This is a genomic window from Bosea vaviloviae, assembly GCF_001741865.1.
GTDB classification, from domain to species: Bacteria; Pseudomonadota; Alphaproteobacteria; order Rhizobiales; family Beijerinckiaceae; genus Allobosea; species Allobosea vaviloviae.
Genome location: NZ_CP017147.1, coordinates 1,992,998 through 2,015,328, shown reverse-complemented (window position 1 = coordinate 2,015,328; position 22,331 = coordinate 1,992,998). Strand labels below are relative to the sequence as shown.

Genomic DNA, 22,331 nt, shown 5'->3' with positions numbered 1-22,331 from the left:
TTAAGATCCCGTTAACCGCAGCGCCAAAGTTAATCCGGCTGTTGCGCCGCGGGCTCAGGCGGTTGAGAAACCGTTCACCAAACGGGTCGCATTTGATCGGTCATGCGACGCGTTCACCTCACCCTCATCGCTCTTGGCGTGATCGGCGCCGGCCTTGCCGGCTGCGGAAAATTCCAGAAGCCGCAGCGTGCGGCCTGGCGCGACCAGGCCGAAGCGGAGTGCCTGGCCTCGCGCCAGGTGCAGCTCTCCTCCTATGTCAGCCTGCGCAGCAAGCCGATCGACGGCCCCGGCACCTGCGGCATGGAAAAGCCGCTGAAGGTCGCCGCCTTCGCCAATGGCGGCATCGGGCTGACGAGCTCTGCCACGCTCGCCTGCCCCGTCGTCGCGACCACCGACAAATGGCTCGCCGAAGTCGTCCAGCCGGCCGCCCAGAACGTTCTCGGCGCGCAGGTCATCGAGATGCGCGCCGGCTCCTATTCCTGCCGCGCCATGAACAACGGCACCGGCACCAGCCGCACCTCCGAACACGCCTATGGCAATGCGCTGGACGTGTTCTCCTTCCGGCTCAATGACGGGCGCAACATCACGGTCAAGGACGGCTGGCGCGGCTCGCCGGAGGAGCAGAACTTCCTGCGCGAAGTGTTCGTCGGCGCCTGCGAGAACTTCTCGACCGTTCTCGGACCGGGCTCGAACGTGTTCCACTACGACCATATCCATATCGACCTGGCCCGGCATGCCAAGGGTCGGCACATCTGCAACCCGGTCATCAAATACACCCCGAACTACAATCTGCCGCCGCCGGATCCGGCGCGTCCGTATCAGTCGGCGCAGCGCGGGCAGCAGCGCGACGAGATCGGCGCACTCATCGCCGGCGGTCCAATGCTGCGCCAGCCAGGCGATGGATTGCGGCCGCCGGGCTCGGTGCAGGGCGGCTATCCCGTCGCGACCAATCGCGGCGGCCAGAGCCTCGACGCGCAAAGGCGCTTCATCGAGGAGCCCGCGAGTGAACCGCTCAACCAGTCGCGCTACCGGCCTCAGCCGCTGCCGAGCGAACAGCGCGGCCCGCTGACCTTGCCGGGTTCGGTGCCGCCGACGGAAGAGGTGATCGTCGGCGACGACGAGGGCACCGGTGTGCTCGACCAGGAAGGCATGGAGCAGGCCAAGCCCGTGATCACGCCGCAGAACGATCCGTTCGCCTATAGCTCTGGTCGCACGCAGCGTCGGTAGCTGAAACCAGGCATCGAGTTAACCGCGCCACGTCATTGCGAGCAATCTAGGGGACGTCGCGCGCGCTGCTCTGGATTGCTTCGCTGCGCTCGCAATGACGGTAGAGGCCGGTCACCGCGACAGCAGCACCTGCCGGCACTCGGCTGGCAGCGCGTCGAGCGACATTGGCGGCTTGGGCTTCGGCGCCGGGCCGGTGCGCGGCTTCTTCGGCGCGAAGAAGGCGGTGCGCTGGCGCTCGATCCAGCCCGAGAGCTCCTCGCCGCAGCCATCGCCGAAATTGGGCGGCTCCTGGCCCTGGCACCCCTCCATTCCCGCCGGGCAGACCATCCGGACATGGAAATGGTAGTTGTGGCCCCACATCGGCCTGACCTTGTTGAGCCAGGCACGATCGCTCCCGGCCTCGCGGCAGAGCGCCACTTTCAGCGCCGGGTTGACGAAGATGCGCTCGACGCGCGACTCATTGGCGACGGTCTTGATCAGCTTGGTCTGCGCCGGCGTCCAGTTCTTCGGATCGATGTCGCGCCAGTCGGCGCGGGCCATGTTGACGGCCGGCATGTTCTCGCGCTCGCTGCGGTCGAGCCGCTCCCTCGGCATCGGCGTCAGCCAGAGATCGGCGTCGAGGCCGATCTGGTGCGAGGCATGGCCGGTCAGCATCGGCCCGCCGCGCGGCTGCGAGATGTCGCCGACCAGGATTCCCGGCCAGCCATTGATCTTCGGCACGTCGTGCGCGAGCTTTTCGAGATAGTCGATCAGGATCGGATGGCCCCAGTTGCGGTTGCGATTGAGCCGCATCACCTGCCAGCTCGGCCCATCGACCGGCAAAGCGGTCGCGCCCGCCAGGCAGCCGCGCGCATAGGAGCCGATGGCGCGGGCGCGCATATCCGCCGGCGCGGTCTTCTGGCCGAAGAGCGCACGCGCCGCGTCGGGAAAGGCCGCGATATTGGCAGCGCGGCGCCGCGCCTCCTCATCAGCCGTATCCTGCGCATGGGCGAGCGCCGGGACGACGATGCCCGAGAGCAGGACGAAGACGGCGGCGATTCGGCGGTTCAGGGCGCGCATGAGCTGAGAATCGGCGCGTTGCCCCCCAAAGGTCAAGACCAGGCGTGGGCGCAAATGCCGGTGGACAAGTCCCTACCGAGGCGGCAGCCTACCGGCAAGCAGCAAGCGGGCCTCAAGCCCCGCGGCACGGTCCCAGGGAGAGATTGACTGTCATGACCGATTTCACGATCGACCGCCGCAGCATGCTTGCTGCGCTCAGTGCCAGTCTTGCCCTGCCGCAGGCGGCTTTCGCTCAGGCTGCCTGGCCGCAGGGCCGCACAATCAAGCTCATCGTACCGTTCCCGCCCGGCGGGGCGACCGATATTCTCGGCCGGCTCGTCGCCGACAAGCTCGGCCACGCCTGGAGCACGAATCTCGTCGTCGAGAACCGGCCGGGCGCGGGCGGCAATATCGGCGTCGACGCGGCGACGCGGTCCGAGCCGAACGGCGACACGCTGCTGATCGGCTCGGTCGGGCTCGTCGCGAACCCCTATCTCTACGCCAAGGTCAATTACGACCCGATCAAGGACCTCAGCCCCATCACCATGGTCGCGATGGTGCCGAACCTGCTCGTGGTCAGCAAGGAGCTGCCGGTCAAGGACACTGCCGAGCTCGTCGCCTACGCCAAGGCCAATCCCGGCAAGCTGAGCTATGCCTCCTCGGGCGTCGGTACCTCGATCCATCTTGCCGGTGAATTGTTCCAGAAGCTGACCGGCACCAAGATGGTGCATGTGCCCTATCGCGGCTCGTCCCAGGCGATCCAGGACCTGATCGGCGGGCGCGTCGACCTGATGTTCGACAACATCACCTCGGCCCTGCCGCAGGCGCGGGCCGGCTCGATCCGCGGCTTCGGCGTCACCACTGCGAAACGCTCTCCGACCGCTCAGGAATTCGCGCCGATCGCCGATGTCGTGCCTGGCTTCGACGTCTCCTCCTGGTTTGCGCTGTTCGCGCCGGCGAAGACGCCCAAGGCGATCGTCGACAGGGTCCAGGCCGACACCAAGACCGCGATCGCGGATCCTGGCGTCCGCGCCAAGATGGATCTGCTGGCGGCCGAACCCGTCGGCAACACCCCGGCGGAGCTCGCAGCCTTCGTGCAGTCCGAGCAGAAGAAATGGGGCGATCTGATCAAGGAGGTCGGGATCAGGGCCGAATAACCATTCCTCAACCGTCGCGTGCAACGACTAAGGGGATGGAGCCTCGGAGCGAAATCAAGGTGAGGGCGAACTGGCGCGGTGGGGTGGCGCTTGTAGTGTCATTACTGGCCCTTCACGTATTTTGGTGGTCCCATAAGCGCATAGACAAACCATTCGGCACCATCAGAGGTGCCTGGTTTGACAGCCTGCCACTTGAAGCACGCACGGCATTATCTGTCATGCTGCTGGCGATGACTGTATTTTATATCGCGCTTATTGTTTTCCCGGTGATTTTTCGAGTTCCCTTGATCACCTGCTCGCCAAGCGACCTCCGCGTATTTTCGTTTCGTCGTCGATCTATTGATTGGAATAGAATCGAAGCCATTCGGTTCGACCGAACCGTGTTGACCGTCCAACCGCTCGCAAGCGATCCCGATCAGCGCAGCGTGAGATTTGGACTGGTCCATCTGACAAGCCGCGAGCGGATCATCGAGGCGATCCATCACTATCGCTGGGATCTTGTGCCGATGCCGAAGTCCCTTCTCGAGGCTCGCGCCGCGGAAGCCGAAGCGACATTCAGAAAGCAACGGCCGCCGGCCAAAAAAATACAGGTCAATGCCCGCAACTGGACAGGCTAGCTGCAGGCAGATCCGAAGAAATGAGGCGACCTGATCAAGGAAGTCGGGATCAAAGTCGAATAGGCGCACCGTCCACGGAACTTGCGGCTCGCCGCTGACGTTCTCCTTCTACTTTCGGTCGTCGCGCCATGCGACCACGCGATCAGGGAAGGGAATGTCCGATGTCCACCCTCGTCATCATCCTGCTGCTCCTGCTGCTGCTCGGCGGCGGAGGCTATTATGGCCATCGCAGCTATGGCACCACCGGCCTCGGTGGCGTGCTCGGCCTCGTGCTGGTCATCGCCGTGATCTTGTGGCTGCTCGGTGCGATCGGCGGCGTGCCCGTACGGGTCTGACGGCGCCGCCCCGCTGACAAATCAGGTTTGGGCACTGGTGTAGATCAGGCTTGTGCAGAGGCTTCCCAGACGGCCACGGCGGCAGCCAGATCCTCCAAGGAGACGCCGACCGATTTGAACAGCGTGATCTCGCCACCCTCCGCCGCGCCCGCGATACGGCCATGGCAGAGATCGGCCAGCGTGCCGGCGATCCTGTCGGCGCTGTAGCTGCCCTCAGTGATCGCGACGGCGACATCACCGCCCTCATCGATCGCCTTCCTGGAGTCGACGATGACGCGGGCGCGGTTCAGCGCTTCGGCGTCAGCCTCGCGCATCTGCATGGTGAAGGCGCCGATCAGGTCGAGATGTGCGTCGCGCTTCAGCCATTTGCCCTGGATCAGCGGCTCGCTCGCATTGGTGGCGCAGGAGATGATGTCGGCCGTGCGCGCCTCGGCTTCGAGATCGGTGACCGCGCGGGCGTCTATGCCGTCACGCGCAAGCTCTTCCACCACTGCGATGGCGGCTTCGGGCCGGCGCGCCCAGATGGCGATATCGGTCAGCGGCCTGACCGCGCGATGCGCCTTGACCAGGAAGGGCGCAAGGCTGCCGGCGCCGACCATCAGCATGCGGCTGGCGGCAGGGCTGGCCATGTAGCGCGCGGCCAGGGCCGAAGCCGCCGCCGTGCGCCACAGCGTCAGGCGGTTGCCGTCCATCACCGCCAGGGGCTGGCCGGTGTTCCCATCCATCAACAGATAGGCGCCCATGACGCCGGGCAGGTTGCGCTTGCCGTTGCCGAAGAAGACCGAGACGATCTTGGTGCCGATATAGGGCTTCTCGGCGCCAGGCGCGCTCCAGGCCGGCATGATCAGCAGCACGGCCGGGTCGCCATCGGGGCGCTTGACGTCATGATGGCTGCGCGGCGGCAGGGCCGCGTCGCTGCGGAAGGCCTCGTCGAGCGTGTCGATCAGGCGGGGAAAGGTCAGGGCGGCGTCGATCTCGCCATTGTCGAACAGCCGCATCAGCCCCTACCGCTGGTCAGCGCCGGCAAGGCGGAATCGGGCACGGCGGCGCGCAGCATCTGCGCCTCGCCGCGCAGCGTCTCGGCCTCGCGGCGGTTGCGGCGGGCCGCCTTGCGGTGCTTGCCCTGGGCAATCCAGGAGGCGAGGCCGCCGATCAGGATGCCGACCGCAATCGCCGCCAGAACGACCGCGAACAGCGGCACGTCAAAGACGAACACCGGCGCGTCGCGACTGAACGGGTCGAAGGACAGCGGAACCGACTTCCGATTGGCGACGGAAAACAGCACGATCGCCAGGGCGACCGGAACCAGAATCAGGGCCTTGAAGAAGGATTTCATCGGAGTTCCTTTCAGCGGCTATCGCGAGCCCTCATCCTGGCAAGCTATTTCGGCGGAAATAGCATCTCGAGGGATGTTTCAGCCCGCTCTGGACCATCCGTCGAGACGCCGCTTCGCGGCTTCTCGGGATGAGGGCTGAGAGAGGCTTTACGCCTTGCCGTTCAGCCGCAGCCGAAGCTCCTTGCCGGTCTTGAAGACCGGAACGAACTTTTCCTCGACCTCGACGGCGTCACCCGTGCGGGGATTGCGGCCGACCCGCGCCGAGCGGGCCTTTCGGGAGAAGGCTCCGAAGCCGCGCAGCTCGACCCGGTCGCCGCGCGCCAGCGCCTTGACGACCTCGTCGAGGATCGACGTGACGATGTTTTCAATATCGCGCTGGTAGAGGTGCGTGTTGCGCTCAGCGATGCGCTGGACGAGTTCGGATTTAATCATGTGTCCAATATAACCGCTTGTATCAACATCATTTTTCGACTGCAGGCTGCCAGAGCGCCAAGGGCGCGTCAAGACGCAAACCGATCGGTTGTTCGGCCGCACGCGCGATAAGGCTCGCCACGGTTTCGAACCCGGCGGCGCGCGCCAACGCCTCGCCGGCACTCCATAGCCCGTAGGAGGATGATTCGCTGCGGCGACGCCAATCGCGAACCGCAAGATCCTTCGCCACGCCCTTCTCGCGTTCGAGCCAGGCAATGGCTTCCGGCTCGCCGCCGATCTCGTCGATCAGCTTCAGAACCGCGCCCTGCCGGCCGGAATGCACCCGGCCGTCGGACACCGCCGCGACCTCGGGATCGCTGAGATGACGGCGCTCGCGTACCAGCCGCTTGAACCAGTCGTAATTGTCGTCGACGACGCTCTGGAGCGCCGCGCGCGCCTCCGGCGAGGTCGGCTCGAAGCCGTTGGGCGCTGCCTTCAGCGGGCTCGACTTGATCTCCTCGAGCTTGAGGCCGACCGTCTCCATCAGCCGCCCGACATTGGGGATCTGAAAGAGCACACCGATCGAGCCGACGAGCGAGGTCTGGCGCGCCACGATGCGATCGGAGCCGAGCGCGGCGATATAGCCGCCCGAGGCCGCCAGGCCATCGACCACCGAGACCATCGGCTTCTTCGCCGCCAGTCGGCGCAGCGCATCGAACAGCGCCTCCGAGCCCGAAGTCGTCCCGCCCGGGCTGTCGATCTTGAGCAGCACGGCCGAGGCCTTGCTGTCCTCCAGCGACTTGATCAGTTCGAGCGTGCGCCGGTCGCCCGAGATGAAGCCGGAGATGGTGACGCGGGCTATATGGGCTTGGCTGAGCGAGCCGGGCGTGCGTCCGCTCCAGGCGAGGCCTGCAACGACAGCCGCGGCAAGCACGCCGAGGACGGCGAACAGCCGCCAGAGCGTCAGCTTTCGCCTGAGGCTGCGGCGGTCGGCGAGCAGATCGGCATCGGACGACATGAGGTCAGCGCTCCGGGTTTGCGGCCCCGTGATGTAGCCTCGCCGTGCCGGGCGGGCAAGACGAAGAGGTGGACTTAGAGGCTGTTAGGGATTCTGAGGCCGCTTAAGCCGCAACCGTGGCGCGCGCCCTGTCCAGCGCCAGCAAGGCGAGCCCGCTCGCCACCGAGCGGAAGGCATCGCCGATATGAACGCGGCTCGCCCCGAAGCGGCGGTCGAACAGCGCCCGCACTGCCGGGACGTGAGAGGTGCCGCCGGTCATGAACACGGCCTCGATCGCCCCAGTGGAGACATTCGCTTCGCTCAAGGCCTTGTCGAGCGCCGTCTCGATCGCGCCGACATCGTCCGCGATCCAGCTGTCGAAATCGCGGCGGCGGATCGGGGCCTCGATCGTCACATCCATCTGGCGGAAGCTGAGCCGGGTCTCGTCGACGTCCGAGAGCGCGATCTTGGCGGCCGACACTGCGCGGTAGAGTTCGTAGCCGAGATCATATTCGATCACGGTCAGCAGATCCTCGAGCTTGCCGGGCTCGACTGCATCGCGGATCAGCGCCTTGAGCTCGGCCATGGTCTCGCGGCTTTTCATCAGCGAGAGCCGGTGCCATTGCGCGAAGGCGGCGTGGTAATGCGCCGGGATCGGCAGGAGCTTCTCGAAGGAGCGATATTGCGTGCCCTTGCCGAGACGCGGCGAGATCGCGTGCTCGATGATGCGGTAGTCGAAGGTGTCGCCGGCGACACCGACGCCGGCATGGGAGAGCGGGATCGCATCGAGCCGGCCCGCTCCGCCGGGCTCGAAGCGCATCACCGAGAAGTCGCTGGTGCCGCCGCCGAAATCCGCGACCAGCATGGTCTGCGGCGTCTTCAGGTCGCGGGCATACCAATAGGCCGCACCGAGCGGCTCATAGGCGAAATCGACGGCGGGCATCCCGGCTTTGCCGTAGGAGGCGCGCAGCCGCCCGAGCGCGAGCTCCTCATCGGGCCGCTCGCCGGCGAAGACGACCGGGCGCCCTGAGACCAGCGGTGTCTCCGCTACGTCGTCGAGGCCGGCCACGAGATCGGTCAGGAACACGCCGATCAGGTCCTCGAGCCTGAACAGCTTGCCGAACAGCCGCGTCTCCTGGAAGGCGCGGCTGGAGAGATGTGTCTTCAGCGATTGCAGGAAGCGATGCTCCGTCGTCATGCCGAGCGCCATGTCGAGGGCATCGGGCCCGCTGACATGAGCGACATGGGTCTTGGGCGGCCGGCCCTCGCGCCAGAACATCAGGGCCGAACGATAGGCGTCGACCGCGCCCTGCCTGGTCGCGAAGGACCGCGTCGCCACCGAGCCGTCGGCGCGCGCCAGGGCAACCACGCTGTTGGTGGTGCCGAAATCGATGCCGATCGCCGCGGTGGTCATGGTGAAATCCTCAAGGGGCCAATGGCGAGTAGCGAATAGCGAGTGAGGAGGTCCACTCGCCATTCGCTACTCGCCATTCACTCGAAAAAGAAACAAAAGCCCGCGCGGATTGCTCCGCGCGGGCTGGTCTGATGGGCCGGCCGCTTTCGCGGCCGAAACCTCACTTCTTCTCGGTCGTCGCCTTCTTGAGGGCGGCGCCCAGGATGTCGCCGAGCGAGGCGCCGGAGTCGGCGGAGCCGTACTGCGCCATCGCCTCCTTCTCCTCGGCCATTTCCAGAGCCTTGATCGAGACCTGGATCTTGCGGGCCTTCTTGTCGAACAGGATGACGCGGGCGTCGACCTTTTCGCCGGCCGCGAAGCGCTCAGGGCGCTGCTCGGCACGATCGCGCGCGATTTCGGCGCGCTTGATGAAGGTGGTCATGTCGGTGCCGACGATCTTGACGTCGAGACCGGCTTCCTTGACCTCGATCACCTCAGTGGTGACGACCTGGCCCTTCTTGAACTCGCCGGCATCCACGAAGGGATCGCCGCCGAGCTGCTTCAGGCCGAGCGAGATACGCTCCTTCTCGACGTCCACATCGAGAACGACAGCCTGCAGCATGTCGCCCTTCTTGTATTCCTCGATGACCTGCTCGCCCGGACGGTTCCAGTCGAGATCCGAGAGATGGATCATGCCGTCGATATCGCCTTCGAGACCCAGGAACAGGCCGAACTCGGTCTTGTTCTTGACCTCGCCCTCGACCACCGCACCGCTCGGGTGGGTCTCCGCGAAGACCTCCCAGGGGTTGCGCAGGGTCTGCTTGAGACCCAGCGAGATGCGGCGCTTGACCTGATCGACCTCGAGGATCGCGACGTCGACTTCCTGCGAGGTCGAGACGATCTTGCCGGGGTGGACGTTCTTCTTGGTCCAGGACATCTCGGAGACGTGGATGAGGCCTTCGATGCCCGGCTCCACTTCGACGAACGCGCCGTAGTCCGTGATGTTGGTGACGCGACCCTTGAGGCGCGCACCGACGGGGTAACGGGCCGCAATGCCATCCCACGGATCAGCAAGCAATTGCTTGATGCCGAGCGAGATGCGGTGCGTGTCCTGGTTGATCTTGATGATCTTGACCTTGACCGTCTGGCCGATGGTCACGACCTCGGACGGATGGTTGACGCGACGCCAGGCCATGTCGGTGACATGGAGCAGGCCGTCGATGCCGCCCAGGTCAACGAACGCACCGTATTCGGTGATGTTCTTGACGACGCCGTCGATGACCTGGCCCTCTTCGAGCGAAGCCACGAGCTCGGAACGAGCCTCGGCGCGGGTCTCTTCGAGGACGGTGCGGCGCGACACGACAATGTTGCCGCGGCGGCGATCCATCTTGAGGATCTCGAAGGGCTGCGGCTGGCCCATCAGCGGGCCGACGTCGCGGATCGGACGGATGTCGACCTGCGAACGCGGCAGGAAGGCGACAGCGCCGTCGAGATCGACGGTGTAGCCGCCCTTGACGGTGTTGAAGATAACGCCCGAGACCTTCTCGCGAGCCTCGAAAGCCTTCTCGAGCTTGACCCAGCTCTCCTCGCGGCGAGCCTTGTCGCGCGAGATGACGGCTTCGCCGAGCGCGTTTTCGATCCGGTCCAGATAGACCTCGACCTCGTCGCCGACCTTGATGTCCTGGTCACGGCCGGGGCCGTTGAATTCCTTGAGCGCGACGCGCCCTTCCGTCTTCAGGCCGACATCGATGATCGCCATGTCTTTTTCGATGGCGACGACGATGCCCTTGATGACTGAACCTTCGAGGGCTTCGTTCTGGCCGAACGATTCCTCGAGCAGGGCGGCGAAATCCTCGCGACCCGAATGATAGCTTTCTACGGCTGACATGTATTCTCCTGACGCCAGCTCGCGGATCCCGCAAAGCCGGCAAGCGCCGATTGGGTTTGTGCCACAGGCCGGACCTGTCCGTCGGCGCCTCCTGAGAGGCCTGCCCGCTCTTCCCGCGCTCTGAGGCGCCGGGACGAGAACGGGCGGCGCTTGGCCGCCGGCATCGATCCGCATCCGAACGATCCGCTCCAAACACGAAACGGGAGCAGGCCTAAAAGGCCGCCCCCGGCTGTGATCGATCACGGCCCTTCGGACAGGCGCGATGTAGTGCAAAGCGGACGGCAGGGCAAGGGTTCTTGTCCGTTTCGCGCAGCGACGGCCAGGACGGAAAACCTTATAGTGAGGGCTGCGCCTGAGAGGAGACCGCCAGGAAACGGCCATGACCAGCGATCCCGACACACCCGACGACAGCAAGCTGACGCGCACCAAGCAGGCCTGGGCGCGGGCCGGGAAATTCCTGACCGGACGCATCAGCCGGCCCGACAGCGAGCGGCTGCCGCCCGGCCAGCATCTGGTCAAGGACTGGCCGGTGCTCGATCTCGGCCTCCAGCCCGAGATTTCGACCGCGAACTGGACACTCGACATCGACGGCGCGGTCGAGAACCGTTTGCACTGGCGCTGGGCGGATTTCATGGCGCAGGAGCAGGCGAGCGAGACTTCCGACATCCACTGCGTCACGACCTGGTCGCGCTACGACAATCGCTGGCAGGGCGTGGCGACGCGCAGCTTGCTCGACCTCGCCCAGCCGAAGCCCGAGGCCGGCTTCGTCGTGCTGCACTCCCATGACGGTTACACCACCAATCTGACGCTCGCGGATTTCGCCAGCGAGGATGCGCTGCTGGCCCATAGCTGGGAGGGCGAGCCCCTGACGGGCGAGCATGGCGGGCCGGTCAGGCTCGTGCTGCCGAAGCTCTATTTCTGGAAAAGCGCGAAATGGCTGAAGCGGATCGAATTCGTCGATCGCAACCAGCCAGGCTTCTGGGAGGTGCGCGGCTATCACGATCGCGGCGATCCCTGGCTGGAGCAGCGCTACAGCGACGATTGAAAAACGGGAACCGCCTAATGACCATCAAGGCCTTCGTCTTCGACGCCTATGGCACCCTCTACGACGTTCAGTCCGTCGCCGGCGCGACCGAGGCCGCCTTTCCCGGCCATGGCGAGACCATCACCCAGATCTGGCGGATGAAGCAGCTCGAATACACCTGGCTGCGCTCCGCCATGGGCGCCTATGCCGATTTCTGGACAGTGACGCGGGATTCGCTCGCCTACACGCTCGATGTCCTGGGCCTGAGCGCGGGCGAGGCGGCGATCACCGCCCTGGCCGAGGCCTACAACCATCTCGCACCCTATCCCGACAGCCTCGCCGCGCTCGATGCGCTGGCGGGCAAGCGGCTCGCCATCCTCTCGAACGGCAGTCCGGCCATGCTCGATGCGCTGGTGGGCAATAGCGATCTGGCAAACCGCTTCGAGGCCGTGCTCAGCATCGACGCCGCGCGGGTCTACAAGCCCGATCCGCGCAGCTACCGGCTGGTCGAAGAGCGGATGGGCGTGAAGCCCGATGAGGTCGTCTTCGTCTCCTCGAACGGCTTTGACGTCGCCGGCGCCAAGCATTTCGGCTTCAAGGTCGCGCGGATCGCACGGGTTTCAGCGGCGGCGCTGCATGCCGAGATCGCAAGCGCGGCCCCGATCCCGCCGAAGACCTTGTTCAAGGCGCTGCGCATGCAGGAGGAGCAGCTGGGCGAGAGGCCCGATTGGGTGATCGGCTCGCTGGGCGAGTTGCCGGGAGTGATCGCTGGGCTCTAGAACCGTTGAACGATGCCATTGGATCGTTCAACGGTTCTAGCTCTTTGTTTGAACGCGTTTTCTTCACGCGAACCGGTGTCCACTTCGCTCGAAAACGCTCTAGCTGATCGACATCGCCCGCATGCTGCCCTGCAAACGACGCGATGGCTCCGCCTGATGCAGGTAGACGGCGAGCGTGTCCCATGGAGGTGAGATCGCCAGCTGTGACAGGATTCGGCAGACCTCACCACGATGGATTGCCGAATGCAAAGCGACATGCATGAGCATTTCCTGTCGCGTCATGCAGCCTTTGTCTCCATCGGTGAATGTAAAGGCGACTGGCTCGGAGAGTTTGTCCGAAGTGAGCGGGCGCACGTAGTCCTGGTACCAGCGATCGATTGCGGCGACAGATTCGTGAAGTTCATTCAACTCCGGCGTCTCGACAGTGTTGTCTGACGCATAATCATGCGCTCGACCGTCCAGATGCGCCGCAAATATCCTCGCTACGACATGATAGTGATTGGTCAACCGAATGGCCGTGTGAAACTCCGTGGCCTGCGCCTTTGGATCGATTGCCGCCAGTTGATCGAGCAGATCGCTGTTTGCCCACGCTTGATAGCCATACAAAACTTGAAACAATTCACTCATGACCGCGCTTTCCTCCATCGAAAGAATGTGAGTAAGTTCTCTACATTCTGAGTGGAGGAGCCAGATTGTCTACTCGCATTGCCAAAAAGCAGCCCGTTATGCGGAAGGAGCCGCGTCAAGCTCGCTCACGGGCAACGGTCGAGGCCGTGATCGAAGCGGGGGCTCGCATTTTGAGCGAGCAGGGCTGGGTGGGCTTCACCACCAACAAGGTTGCCGAGGCAGCCGGGGTCAGCATCGGATCGCTGTATCAGTATTTTCCCGACAAGGTTTCGTTGGTTGGAGCGATCCGACGAAAGCATCTCGATGACAGCCTGGCTGCGGTGAGGAATGCGCTCGCGGCAGCACTGCCCCTAGCCGGCTTCGTGGAGGTACTCGTCTCCAACATAGTCGAGGCCCACAAGATCCATCCCGGATTGCATAGGGTTCTTCTCGATGAGGCGCCGGGCCTGGAATCGTACAGAACTCAAAATATCCAGATAGAGGCACAGTACATTTCTTACTACACCGAGGCCGTCGCGATGCACCGGCCGAAAAAGACCGATGCTTCTGATGAAACGATCGGAATTACCATTTCAGACGCAATCGACGGCGTGATTCACAACGCCGCGCGCCGCGGCAACCTGCATGAACCCCGCATACGCCATGAGCTGGTCAGAATGATCCGCCTGTATCTTGGGGATGCATCCTGAACACGGATCAACCACGGCTAGCGCCTGATTGAACGGAAAGGGGGGTTCCTGTCCTTAGCCTGAACAATTCGCGACGCTGGAGCAATTTCCGATCCGATTGGACGCGCAATCGCTCTAGATCTTTGTTTTAACGCGTTTTCTTCACGCGAACCGGCATCCACTTCGCTCGAAAACGCTCTAAGCCCCCGCGATGGCGCCGACGGCTGTCCCGCCCTCCAGCGCGCTGCCGCTCTCGTCCTTGAGGTCGACGCCGGTCAGCGAGCGATTGAAGGCCTGGTCGATCAGCCAGGCTAGCTTGAAGGCGGCGGCCTCGAAATCGAGTCCGCCGGGGCGGATGTTGGAGATGCAGTTGCGCGCGGCGTCGGTCAGGCCGGGCCTGGGCGCGAAGGTGAGATAGGCGCCAAGCGAATCCGGCGAGGACAGGCCCGGCCGCTCGCCGATCAGCACCAGCGCCATGCGCGCACCCAGCGCATGGGCCGCTTCGTCGCCGAGCGCGACACGGGCCTGCGAGGCGATCACGACCGGCGCGAGCGTCAATCCCTGCCGCTTCAGATGCGGCAGCAGCGCCGTGATGAAGGGGGCGGCGTTCTGATGGATCGCGGTCGAGGACAAGCCGTCGGCGACGATGATGGCGAGATCGCAGGCGCCGCGCCGCGCCAACAGCACGCGGCGGCTCTCCTCCGAGAGGCCACGGCCGAGATCGGGCCGGCGCAGATAATCGCCGCGCGAGCGGGCCGCGCTCTCGACCATCACCGTATCCAGCGACAAGGCCGCAAGGTCCGCGGCCAGACCCTCCGGACGGAAGGGCTCGTGCACCGCGTCACGCGCCAGCGCATGGGCGAGGCCGAAGCGCAGCACCTCGCGCGTCGGCAGCGAGGCGCCCGAGCGGCCAAGCGCGATGCGGGCCGGCGTCAATTGCGCGAGTTCGGCCCAGCGCTGAGCCGTGGAGGCAGGCTTGTCCGGCGTTTTCATGCGGCGCGGTCCTGCATGGCGGCGAGCAAGGCCTGGCCACCCTGTCCCGCGCTCAACTTTCCCGCGGGGTCGGTGATGTCCATCCGCCGGAGCCAGGCTTCGAATTCCGGCGCGCGCTTCAGGCCGAGCACCTCGCGGATATAGAGCTGGTCGTGGAAGGAGGTCGACTGATAGTTCAGCATCACGTCGTCGGCGCCGGGGATGCCCATGATGAAATTGACGCCGGCCGTGCCGAGCAGCGTCAGAAGCGTATCCATGTCGTCCTGATCGGCCTCGGCATGGTTGGTGTAGCAGATGTCGCACCCCATCGGCACGCCCATCAGCTTGCCGCAGAAATGGTCCTCGAGGCCGGCGCGTATGATCTGCTTGCCGTCATAGAGATATTCCGGGCCGATGAAGCCGACGACCGTGTTGACCAGAAGCGGCTCATAGGCACGGCAGACCGCATAGGCGCGGGCCTCGACCGTCTGCTGGTCGACACCGTGATGGGCATTGGCCGAGAGCGCCGCGCCCTGGCCCGTCTCGAAATACATCACGTTGTCGCCGACCGTGCCGCGCTTCAGCGAGCGGCCAGCCTCCAGCCCCTCCTGCAGCAAGGCCAGCGTCACTCCGAAGGAGGCGTTAGCTGCCTGCGTTCCAGCCACCGACTGGAAGACGAGATCGACCGGCACGCCCTGCTCGATCAGCGCCACCGAGCTCGTGACATGGGTCAGCACGCAAGCCTGTGTCGGAATCTCGAAACGCGCGATCAGCGCGTCGAGCAGGCGCAGCAGGTCGCCGATCGTACTCATGCTGTCAGAGGCCGGATTGATGCCGATGACGGCATCGCCGCAGCCATAGCTCAGCCCGTCCATGGTCGAGGCGAGGATGCCGGCGACATCGTCGGTCGGGTGGTTCGGCTGGAGCCTGACCGCCATGGCGCCGGGCAGGCCGAGCGTGTTGCGGAAGCGCGTGACGACCCGGCACTTCCTGGCGACCAGGATCAAATCCTGATTGCGCATCAGCTTGGAGACGGCAGCCGCCATCTCCGGCGTGATGCCGGGCGCGAGCCGGGCCAGGACCGGCGTCGTCGCCGCATCCGAGCAGAGCCAGTCGCGGAAGCCGCCGACCGTCAGCGAGGCGATCAGCTTGAACGCCGCCGCATCATGGCTGTCGACGATCAATCGCGTGACCTCGTCCTCCTCATAGGGAATCAGCGCCTCGTCGAGGAAGGTCCGCAGCGGCAGATCGGCCAGCGCCATGCGCGCTGCCATCATCTCTTCCATGCTGCCGGCGGCGAGGCCTGCGAGCTGATCGCCCGAGCGCAGGGGCGTCGCCTTCGCCAGCAAGGTCTTCAAATCGGCGAAAACGTAACTCTGTCGCCCGACCGCCGCGCGATACGCCATGAAATCAATCCTCGCCGAAATCAATCCTCGTGCCTTGCAACATGCTAATGCGGATATTGGCACGAGCAAACGCAGATGCAGCATTGCTGCCACCCGCTACCGCGATTAACGCTCCTTGTCCGGAGAGCGGGACGTCATCCGCCGCAGGATTTGGAAACGTCATGTCGGCTCGCAGGACCATCGGCACCTTCGACTATGTCGTGATCGGGGCGGGCTCGGCCGGCTGCGTCGTCGCCAACCGGCTCTCAGTCGATCCGAGCAAGAAGGTCCTGGTGCTGGAGGCCGGCGGCAAGGACGACTGGATCTGGTTTCACATCCCGGTCGGCTATCTCTACGCCATCGGCAATCCGCGCGCCGACTGGCTGTTCAAGACCGAGCCTCAGGCGGGCTTGGGCGGGCGGGCCTTGCCCTTCCCGCGCGGCAAGGTCGTCGGCGGCTGCTCGGCGATCAATGCGATGATCTATATGCGCGGCCAGGCGGCCGATTACGATGGCTGGCGCCAGCGCGGGCTCACCGGCTGGGGCTGGGACGATGTCCTGCCCAATTTCCTGAAACATGAAGACCATGTCGCGCCGGGGACGGGCGAGCACCACAAGGCCGGCGGCGAATGGCGGGTCGAGAATCCACGCGTGCGCTGGGACATCCTCGACGCCGTGCGCGATGCGGCCGAGGCGGCGGGCATCGCCAAGATCGCAGACTTCAACACCGGCGACAATGAAGGCTCCGCCTATTTCCAGGTCAACCAGCGGCGCGGCCGGCGCTGGAGCGCCTTTACCGCCTTCCTCAAGCCGGTGCTCGATGTCCGCGACAACCTCCGCATGGAGACGCGCGTCCTGGTCGAGCGCATCGTGATCGAGGATGGCCGGGCCAGTGCGATCGAGTTCAGCCATGGCGAGGAGAAGCTCAGAGTCGAGGTCCGCGGCGAAGTCGTGCTCAGCGCCGGCTCCTTCGGCTCGCCGGCGCTGCTGGAGCGCTCCGGCATCGGCGACGGCGCGCGCCTGCAGGCCCTCGGCATCGACACGACCGCGAACCTGCCGGGCGTCGGCGAGAACCTGCAGGACCACCTCCAGATCCGCCCGGTCTACAAGGTCGACGGCGTGCGCACGCTCAACACCGACTATGCGAAACTTTGGCGCCGGCCGCTGATGGCGTTGGAATATGCGGCGTTGCGCACCGGGCCATTGACCATGGCGCCCTCGCAGGTCGGCGCCTTCGCGAAATCCTCGGCGGACTACGCCACCGCCAATCTCGAATTCCATTTCCAGCCACTCTCGCTCGACAAATGGGGCGATGGCTTGCACCCCTTCGGGGCCTTCACCGCAAGCGTCTGCAACCTGCGCCCATCGAGCCGGGGCAGCGTCCATCTCAAGAGCCCGACGCCTGAGGACGCCCCGGCGATCTCGCCCAATTATCTCGATACCGACGAGGACAAGCGCGTCGCCGTCGATGCGCTGAAGCTCGCGCGCCGGATCGTGGCGCAAGCGCCGCTGGCGCGCTTCCAGCCGCAGGAACACAGCCCGGGCACAGCCGCGACCTCGGACGAGGCGCTGCTGGAAGCGGCGAAAGGGCTCAGCACCACGATCTTCCACCCTGTCGGGACAGCGAAGATGGGCGTCGATGACGATCCGACGGCCGTGCTCGATGAGCGCCTGCGGGTGCGGGGTGTGCGTGGCCTGCGCGTGATCGACGCCTCGGTGATGCCGGCGATCACCTCGGGCAATACGGCAGCGCCGACGATGATGATCGCCGAGAAAGGCGCGCAGATGCTGCTGGAAGATGCAAAAACGGCCTGACGCCATGATATGAAGGCTCCAACCGGCACGCTGGAGCCATCATGTCATCGCCGCCCGAACGCAGCCTGCCCGTCAAGACCTTGACCACAAAGATCCTGCTCGCCATCGCCAGGGGCGTGCTGACGGTCCTCGTGCTGCTCGACGAGATCGCGCGGCCGCTCTACCGGCCGCTGGCGGACTGGCTCGCCTCGCTCGGAATCGTCGCGCGGGCGGAAGCGGCGATCGCCCGATTGCCGCGATCGGCCATTCTCGCCTTGCTCGCGATCCCCTTCGCGGTCGCAGAGCCCTTGAAGATCGTCGGCCTGATCATGATCGGGCGCGGGCAGGTCGCAGCAGGCATCGTGATCCTCGCTGTGGCCTATCTCGCCAGCTTCCTGATCGTCGAGCGCATCTACCAGGCCGGGCGGAACAAGCTTCTGAGCTATCGCTGGCTGGCCTGGCTGATGGCGGCGATCGAGACCGTCCGCGTCAAGGCGCTCACCTGGGTCAAGGCGAGCGCGGCCTATCAATCCGCCATCCGGATTCGCGACGAGGCCAGGCGCTGGTTGCGGGGCTTGCGCGCCTGAGCGCGGCCGCTCCGGCTCAGAACGTCACGTCGATCCGGCCTCGCAGCGCATGGTCGCGCGCGCCATTGCCCAGGGCGGCATTGTAGCCGAGACCCAGCGCGACATTGCCGGCAACACGCCAGGACAACCCGACCTCCGCAACCATCGCGTCGCGCGCCACCGGCGCGGCGTAGACCCGGAATGGGCTCGCGGCTCCGGCGAAGGCCAGCACAGCTGTCGGCGTCGTCTCCCCGAAGGCGTGACGCCAGCCCAGCATGGCGCGGGCGAAGAGCGGCGTCGCGCCAAGCTGCGTTTCTGCGCGCAAGCCCAATGTCGAGAACCCGAGGCTCTGGTCGTGGCCATTCAAGTGCAATGCGGCCGTCCCGCCCTGCTCCGTGCCTGAATCCGAATGCACGCTCACGGCGGCGACCTGGACGAAGGGCTCGAAGGCGACGGAGCCGAGCGGCAAGGCATAGCCGACCTCGGCGAAAGCCTGCGCCGTTGCCCCCTGGCCGTCGAAACGCAGCACGTCGGAGAAGCCGTTCAGCCCGACGAAGCGCGTCAGGTTGGTCTGGTTCCAGGCATAGGCGGCACCGGCGCGCAGATTGACCGCGCCGAAACGCGCCCCGCCATAGAGCGCGGCATGGACGGCGTCCTGCGTGCCGTCCGAACGGCGCTGGTCGATGTCGAAACGGGTGCGGGTGAAGCCGCCGGCGACGCCGACGCGCCACGGCGTCTCGCCACCGCCGGAATCGAACTCCGCGCCGAACAGCATGCCGCCGCCGCGCCGGTCGAGCGAGGCCGCATTGCCGTCGCCATCGCTGCGCCCTTGAGCGCCGATCGCCTCGCCCCAGAGTTGGAAGCGTCGTGCCTCGAAGCCGGGTGCGGGCAATGCCGCCATGCGCGGCCGGCCCGGCGCATCGGCCGAGAAGGCGCCAGTCACCGTGCCGGGCGATGTCGAGGAGGCGAACGGCGCACGCAGGCGGTTCATGATGGTGTCGCGCACCAGATGGCTGGTCTCGATCGCGACCGAGACGGCCTGCGCATGCGCCTCGCCCGAAAGCGCGTCGAAACCGGCGCGCGCCTCCGCCAGCGTCGAGGACACCAACGCGTCATAGACGCGATTGCCCGTTCCTAGCGCTTCGGCAGCGCGGCCGGCGCTCGCCTGGTTGCGTGTGGCTGCCGCATCGGCGAAGGCAACCGCATTGCGCGCCAGCGTCAGCGCTACAGCCGTTGCGTCGTAACTCAGCGTCGGCGTCAGGAAGGCGAAATTCGAGGTCACGCCGGAAAACTGCCCGCTGACGCCGCCCTGAGCCGTCAGGATGACATAGCGGGTCGAGAGACCGTAACTGCCCGGCGCAGCCAGAAGCTGAACCTGGCCGCCGGACAAGGTTGCGGTTCCCGTCGCCGCGACCAGGTCGGATGCGCCGGCCGCATTGAGCTCGACCTGATAGGTCGAACCGGCGGCGAAGGCGACATTGCCGGCGACGTTCAGCGTGCCGATGGAGTTGCCCGGTGCGACCGTGCCGCCGGAGGCGATGATGAGGCTGCCGACCGTGCCCGAGCCGCCGAGCGCGCCGCCCGCCACGGTGATGGCGGAGCCGGTCAGCGAACCATTGACGACAAGGAGCCCGGCGAGCACCGAGGTCGGGCCGGTATAGTTGTTGGTCCCGGTCAGGATCAGCTTGCCGGAGCCCTGCTTGGTCAGCGTCCCCACCCCGGAGATGTTGGCGGCAAGGGTGGTGCTGTCGGTGAAATTCGCGACGATGGCGCCGTCATTCTGGATGAAAGGCGTGTCGATGGCGCCCGCCAAGCCGCCATTGCCGAGATTGAGCACACCCAAGGCGCTGATCTGGATGCCGGCCCCGGCCTTGACGAGCCCGCCATCCGCAACCGTGAGCACGCCGGCATAGTCGCCACCGCAGCCGCAACCGGGAGAGCCGATGAGCAGGCCGTTGGTCGCATTCAGGACCGAGCCCGCCCCTGTCACCATGACGCTCGCGGTGGGAAAGCCCAGAGCGGGATCGGGATCCGAACTGATCTCGACAAACCCGGTCGCGTTCACGACGCCGCCCGCGGAAATGACGAGACTACCGGAGCCGCCGAAGCCAGAAAAATTGCCGACGAACAAGCCGTTATCGACGTTCCAGGTCGATCCGGGGCCGGTCACCGTCACGACCGGCGCGATCGTTAGCCCATCGAGACCCGCGCCGCCCTTGCTGTTCACCACCGCGCCGCCGCTGATATTCAGCGTTGCGAGCGTGAAGTTGCCGATGCCCGTGAAGCCTTCGACAGTCACGGTCGAGCCCGCGCCCGTGACCTCCATCGCCGATTGGACGACGAGGTAGCCGGCCGGATCCACCATGTTCAAGGTGCCGCCATTGCTGACGCGCAATGTCCCGACAGCCACCGCGATGCCGCCGCCTCCGCCGGCCGGATTGCCGACGCTGAGCGAGCCGCCGCTGATATCGAGCGTCGGATTCGAGCAACCGCACAGAGCCCCCAGAAAGAGAACCCCTTCTATGCTGCTCGTCCCGGTCAGGGTGAGCGTCCCTGGCCCGTCCATGAAGAGCGAACCCTTGCCGGTGATATCGCCGGAGAAGACGGTCGCGACGGCGTTGTAGCCGATCGACAAGATGGCGCCATCGCCGATGACGACTTTGCCCGCCCCCGACAGCGAGCCGATCGTGGTCATGAGCGTATCCGCGACCTGGATCGTCGCGCCGGTGGCGACACTGTAATCGGAGCTCGCCGAGAACGCCGTGCCGGAATTGGCGATGAGCCGGCCCTGCATGACGCTGGTCGCACCGGAATAATTGTTGTTGCCGGAGAGGATGAGATCGCCGGGACCGGTCTTGGTCAACCCGCCTATGCCCGAGATGGTACTGAGGCTGTCTAGCTCCAGCACAAAACCGTTGCTGTCGATCGTACCGCCGCCGGCATTGAGCGTGACGGTGCGCGCCGAGGTCACATTGGCGGTGATGACGAGGCCGCCGCCATCGAAGGTCAGCCCGCCGGCGACATCACCAAGCTGGGCATTGTGGCTGATCGAGATCCGGCCCTGACTGATCGTCGTGCCGCCATCATAGGAATTGTCGAGATGGGTCAGCGTCAGCGTGCCCGCCCCGGTCTTGACCAGCGAGCCGCCGACGCCGCTGATGATGCCGTCGACCGTCGTGGACGTGCCGTCGCCGCCGACGGTGAGTTCGTTGGCGCCGAGGACGTAATCGCCTGCGCCAGCGATCGACCCGGCGCTCAGGCGGTTGTCGCCGAGCGGGCCGGTGCTGTCCGAGAAATCGGTCGTCGCGCCGATATTCGTCACGATCGTCGCATTTCCGGCCGTGCTGCCGTTGAAGAACCGAAGGCTGGTGTTGTTGGTGATCGTGGCGCTACCGGCCGTGCTCGTACCGATGAACCAAAGGCTGCTGTTGTTGGTGATCGAAGCGCTGCCGGCCGTGCTACTGCCGGAGAACTGAAGGCTGTTGGTGTTGGTGATCGTAGCAGTGCCGGCCGTGCTGCTGTCGTTGAACTGAAGGAAGCTGTTGGTGGTGATCGTGGCACTGCCGGCCGTGCTGCTGTTGGCGAAAATCAGGAACCAATGATTGACCAGGGTCTGCGCCTGGCCGGAATTGTTGACGATGCCTGCTCCAGCGAAGGTGAGGTTGACGGCAGGGTCGATGGTGATCGTGTAGGCCGGCGCGCTTGCGTTGAAGGTAAAGCCCCCAAGCGTCGTGGCCGCACCGATTGTGATCGCGGACTGGCTGGTGGCATCGAAGAACGCCGTGCCGGTTGGAACCGTCGCCGGCGTCCAGTTCGCGCCGGCGTTGAAATTGCCCGAGCCGGGATTGAGCTGCCAGGTCGCGTCCTGCGCGTGGGCCGAGCCCGGACAGAACAGCGCCGAACCCAGCGACGTGCCCGCCAGCAAAGCCAGCATGACGAAGCGGCGGCGATACGCGCCGCGCCCTTGGCTTATCAAATCCACGAAAGCGTCGCCCCCAAATCCCGGGGCGGCAACTTAAGGCAATCTTACTCTACGGCAATAGACCACCATTCACAGGGCGAGGATCGACATTCGTCGCCATGCCGGGCGACGGCCCACGAATCGAACGCCCGGCATG

Annotated in this window: 20 protein-coding genes; 9 read left to right on the top strand and 11 right to left on the bottom strand. The window is 65.5% G+C overall.

Going from position 1 to position 22,331, the window contains the following annotated elements:
• The first annotated feature begins 102 nt into the window (after nucleotides 1–102).
• The gene (locus BHK69_RS09435; RefSeq protein WP_069689876.1) at nucleotides 103–1,227 is read left to right on the top strand and encodes an extensin-like domain-containing protein; all 1,125 of its coding nucleotides are present in this window, start codon (nucleotides 103–105) and stop codon (nucleotides 1,225–1,227) included.
• 111 nt (nucleotides 1,228–1,338) lie between these two features.
• Here BHK69_RS09435 and mepA read toward each other — a convergent pair whose 3' ends face one another.
• Nucleotides 1,339–2,286: a penicillin-insensitive murein endopeptidase gene (mepA, locus tag BHK69_RS09430; RefSeq protein WP_069689875.1), complete on the bottom strand. Its 948-nt coding sequence runs from the start codon at nucleotides 2,284–2,286 to the stop codon at nucleotides 1,339–1,341.
• 152 nt (nucleotides 2,287–2,438) lie between these two features.
• On the opposite strand from mepA, the gene BHK69_RS09425 reads away from it, so the two are divergent.
• The 3 genes from BHK69_RS09425 to BHK69_RS09415 all read left to right on the top strand — a co-directional run bounded on the left by BHK69_RS09425 (nucleotide 2,439) and on the right by BHK69_RS09415 (nucleotide 4,374).
• Nucleotides 2,439–3,422 (top strand): Bug family tripartite tricarboxylate transporter substrate binding protein, encoded by a 984-nt coding sequence (locus tag BHK69_RS09425; protein ID WP_069689874.1) that lies wholly within the window; start codon nucleotides 2,439–2,441, stop codon nucleotides 3,420–3,422.
• 95 nt (nucleotides 3,423–3,517) lie between these two features.
• Nucleotides 3,518–4,039 (top strand): hypothetical protein, encoded by a 522-nt coding sequence (locus BHK69_RS31900; protein ID WP_148663360.1) that lies wholly within the window; start codon nucleotides 3,518–3,520, stop codon nucleotides 4,037–4,039.
• A gap of 161 nt (nucleotides 4,040–4,200) precedes the next feature.
• The gene (locus tag BHK69_RS09415; RefSeq protein WP_069689872.1) at nucleotides 4,201–4,374 is read left to right on the top strand and encodes a DUF3309 family protein; all 174 of its coding nucleotides are present in this window, start codon (nucleotides 4,201–4,203) and stop codon (nucleotides 4,372–4,374) included.
• Nucleotides 4,375–4,418: 44 nt separating this feature from the next.
• Here BHK69_RS09415 and lhpI read toward each other — a convergent pair whose 3' ends face one another.
• The 6 genes from lhpI to rpsA all read right to left on the bottom strand — a co-directional run bounded on the left by lhpI (nucleotide 4,419) and on the right by rpsA (nucleotide 10,399).
• Nucleotides 4,419–5,372 carry a bifunctional Delta(1)-pyrroline-2-carboxylate/Delta(1)-piperideine-2-carboxylate reductase gene (gene lhpI, locus BHK69_RS09410; protein WP_069689871.1) on the bottom strand — a complete coding sequence of 318 codons (954 nt, stop codon included), beginning with the start codon at nucleotides 5,370–5,372 and terminating at the stop codon, nucleotides 4,419–4,421.
• The gene (locus BHK69_RS09405; RefSeq protein WP_069689870.1) at nucleotides 5,372–5,710 is read right to left on the bottom strand and encodes a LapA family protein; all 339 of its coding nucleotides are present in this window, start codon (nucleotides 5,708–5,710) and stop codon (nucleotides 5,372–5,374) included. Before BHK69_RS09405 ends, lhpI begins: the two co-directional genes overlap by 1 nt.
• Before the next feature lie 147 nt (nucleotides 5,711–5,857).
• Nucleotides 5,858–6,142 (bottom strand): integration host factor subunit beta, encoded by a 285-nt coding sequence (ihfB, locus tag BHK69_RS09400; RefSeq protein ID WP_069689869.1) that lies wholly within the window; start codon nucleotides 6,140–6,142, stop codon nucleotides 5,858–5,860.
• Between the two features lie 28 nt (nucleotides 6,143–6,170).
• Nucleotides 6,171–7,139, bottom strand: coding sequence for a signal peptide peptidase SppA (gene sppA, locus BHK69_RS09395; RefSeq protein WP_069689868.1), 969 nt, complete (start codon nucleotides 7,137–7,139; stop codon nucleotides 6,171–6,173).
• 103 nt (nucleotides 7,140–7,242) lie between these two features.
• On the bottom strand, nucleotides 7,243–8,532 hold the full coding sequence (locus BHK69_RS09390) for an Hsp70 family protein (protein WP_069689867.1): 1,290 nt from the start codon (nucleotides 8,530–8,532) through the stop codon (nucleotides 7,243–7,245).
• A 160-nt stretch (nucleotides 8,533–8,692) separates the two neighbouring features.
• Entirely contained in the window at nucleotides 8,693–10,399 is a 1,707-nt protein-coding gene (gene rpsA / locus BHK69_RS09385; protein ID WP_069689866.1) for a 30S ribosomal protein S1, read from the bottom strand.
• Nucleotides 10,400–10,778: 379 nt separating this feature from the next.
• On the opposite strand from rpsA, the gene BHK69_RS09380 reads away from it, so the two are divergent.
• Both BHK69_RS09380 and BHK69_RS09375 read left to right on the top strand, forming a co-directional pair.
• A complete protein-coding gene (locus BHK69_RS09380) occupies nucleotides 10,779–11,444 on the top strand; it encodes a sulfite oxidase-like oxidoreductase (RefSeq protein WP_069689865.1) in 666 nt (221 codons plus the stop codon).
• Between the two features lie 17 nt (nucleotides 11,445–11,461).
• Nucleotides 11,462–12,202: a haloacid dehalogenase type II gene (locus BHK69_RS09375; protein WP_069689864.1), complete on the top strand. Its 741-nt coding sequence runs from the start codon at nucleotides 11,462–11,464 to the stop codon at nucleotides 12,200–12,202.
• 99 nt (nucleotides 12,203–12,301) lie between these two features.
• Here the strand turns inward: BHK69_RS09375 and BHK69_RS09370 are convergent, their stop codons facing one another.
• Nucleotides 12,302–12,829, bottom strand: a complete 528-nt coding sequence (locus tag BHK69_RS09370; protein WP_069689863.1) for a DinB family protein — start codon at nucleotides 12,827–12,829, stop codon at nucleotides 12,302–12,304.
• 65 nt (nucleotides 12,830–12,894) lie between these two features.
• On the opposite strand from BHK69_RS09370, the gene BHK69_RS09365 reads away from it, so the two are divergent.
• Nucleotides 12,895–13,518, top strand: a complete 624-nt coding sequence (locus BHK69_RS09365) for a TetR/AcrR family transcriptional regulator (RefSeq protein WP_342029748.1) — start codon at nucleotides 12,895–12,897, stop codon at nucleotides 13,516–13,518.
• Nucleotides 13,519–13,695: 177 nt separating this feature from the next.
• Here BHK69_RS09365 and eutC read toward each other — a convergent pair whose 3' ends face one another.
• Together eutC and BHK69_RS09355 are read right to left on the bottom strand one after the other, a co-directional pair.
• Nucleotides 13,696–14,490: an ethanolamine ammonia-lyase subunit EutC gene (gene eutC, locus BHK69_RS09360; RefSeq protein WP_069689862.1), complete on the bottom strand. Its 795-nt coding sequence runs from the start codon at nucleotides 14,488–14,490 to the stop codon at nucleotides 13,696–13,698.
• The gene (locus BHK69_RS09355) at nucleotides 14,487–15,875 is read right to left on the bottom strand and encodes an ethanolamine ammonia-lyase subunit EutB (RefSeq protein ID WP_069689861.1); all 1,389 of its coding nucleotides are present in this window, start codon (nucleotides 15,873–15,875) and stop codon (nucleotides 14,487–14,489) included. Before BHK69_RS09355 ends, eutC begins: the two co-directional genes overlap by 4 nt.
• 161 nt (nucleotides 15,876–16,036) lie before the next feature.
• Here BHK69_RS09355 and BHK69_RS09350 point away from each other — a divergent pair, with 161 nt between their 5' ends.
• On the top strand, nucleotides 16,037–17,668 hold the full coding sequence (locus tag BHK69_RS09350) for a GMC family oxidoreductase (RefSeq protein ID WP_069689860.1): 1,632 nt from the start codon (nucleotides 16,037–16,039) through the stop codon (nucleotides 17,666–17,668).
• Between the two features lie 41 nt (nucleotides 17,669–17,709).
• Entirely contained in the window at nucleotides 17,710–18,234 is a 525-nt protein-coding gene (locus tag BHK69_RS09345) for a hypothetical protein (RefSeq protein WP_069689859.1), read from the top strand.
• Between the two features lie 16 nt (nucleotides 18,235–18,250).
• On the opposite strand, the gene BHK69_RS09340 is transcribed toward BHK69_RS09345, so the two are convergent.
• Entirely contained in the window at nucleotides 18,251–22,195 is a 3,945-nt protein-coding gene (locus BHK69_RS09340) for an autotransporter domain-containing protein (RefSeq protein ID WP_069689858.1), read from the bottom strand.
• Nucleotides 22,196–22,331 lie beyond the last annotated feature (136 nt).

Bases quoted from the DNA above. Each gene is read 5' to 3' on its own strand.
- BHK69_RS09350 (WP_069689860.1), top strand. From the start codon at position 16,037: ATGTCGGCTCGCAGGACCATCGGCACCTTCGACTATGTCGTGATCGGG.
- rpsA (WP_069689866.1), bottom strand. From the start codon at position 10,399: ATGTCAGCCGTAGAAAGCTATCATTCGGGTCGCGAGGATTTCGCCGCC.
- BHK69_RS09355 (WP_069689861.1), bottom strand. From the start codon at position 15,875: ATGGCGTATCGCGCGGCGGTCGGGCGACAGAGTTACGTTTTCGCCGAT.
- BHK69_RS09425 (WP_069689874.1), top strand. From the start codon at position 2,439: ATGACCGATTTCACGATCGACCGCCGCAGCATGCTTGCTGCGCTCAGT.
- ihfB (WP_069689869.1), bottom strand. From the start codon at position 6,142: ATGATTAAATCCGAACTCGTCCAGCGCATCGCTGAGCGCAACACGCAC.
- BHK69_RS09345 (WP_069689859.1), top strand. From the start codon at position 17,710: ATGTCATCGCCGCCCGAACGCAGCCTGCCCGTCAAGACCTTGACCACA.
- lhpI (WP_069689871.1), bottom strand. From the start codon at position 5,372: ATGCGGCTGTTCGACAATGGCGAGATCGACGCCGCCCTGACCTTTCCC.
- BHK69_RS09370 (WP_069689863.1), bottom strand. From the start codon at position 12,829: ATGAGTGAATTGTTTCAAGTTTTGTATGGCTATCAAGCGTGGGCAAAC.
- BHK69_RS09375 (WP_069689864.1), top strand. From the start codon at position 11,462: ATGACCATCAAGGCCTTCGTCTTCGACGCCTATGGCACCCTCTACGAC.
- mepA (WP_069689875.1), bottom strand. From the start codon at position 2,286: ATGCGCGCCCTGAACCGCCGAATCGCCGCCGTCTTCGTCCTGCTCTCG.
- sppA (WP_069689868.1), bottom strand. From the start codon at position 7,139: ATGTCGTCCGATGCCGATCTGCTCGCCGACCGCCGCAGCCTCAGGCGA.
- BHK69_RS09380 (WP_069689865.1), top strand. From the start codon at position 10,779: ATGACCAGCGATCCCGACACACCCGACGACAGCAAGCTGACGCGCACC.
- BHK69_RS09405 (WP_069689870.1), bottom strand. From the start codon at position 5,710: ATGAAATCCTTCTTCAAGGCCCTGATTCTGGTTCCGGTCGCCCTGGCG.
- BHK69_RS09390 (WP_069689867.1), bottom strand. From the start codon at position 8,532: ATGACCACCGCGGCGATCGGCATCGATTTCGGCACCACCAACAGCGTG.
- BHK69_RS09435 (WP_069689876.1), top strand. From the start codon at position 103: ATGCGACGCGTTCACCTCACCCTCATCGCTCTTGGCGTGATCGGCGCC.
- BHK69_RS09415 (WP_069689872.1), top strand. From the start codon at position 4,201: ATGTCCACCCTCGTCATCATCCTGCTGCTCCTGCTGCTGCTCGGCGGC.
- eutC (WP_069689862.1), bottom strand. From the start codon at position 14,490: ATGAAAACGCCGGACAAGCCTGCCTCCACGGCTCAGCGCTGGGCCGAA.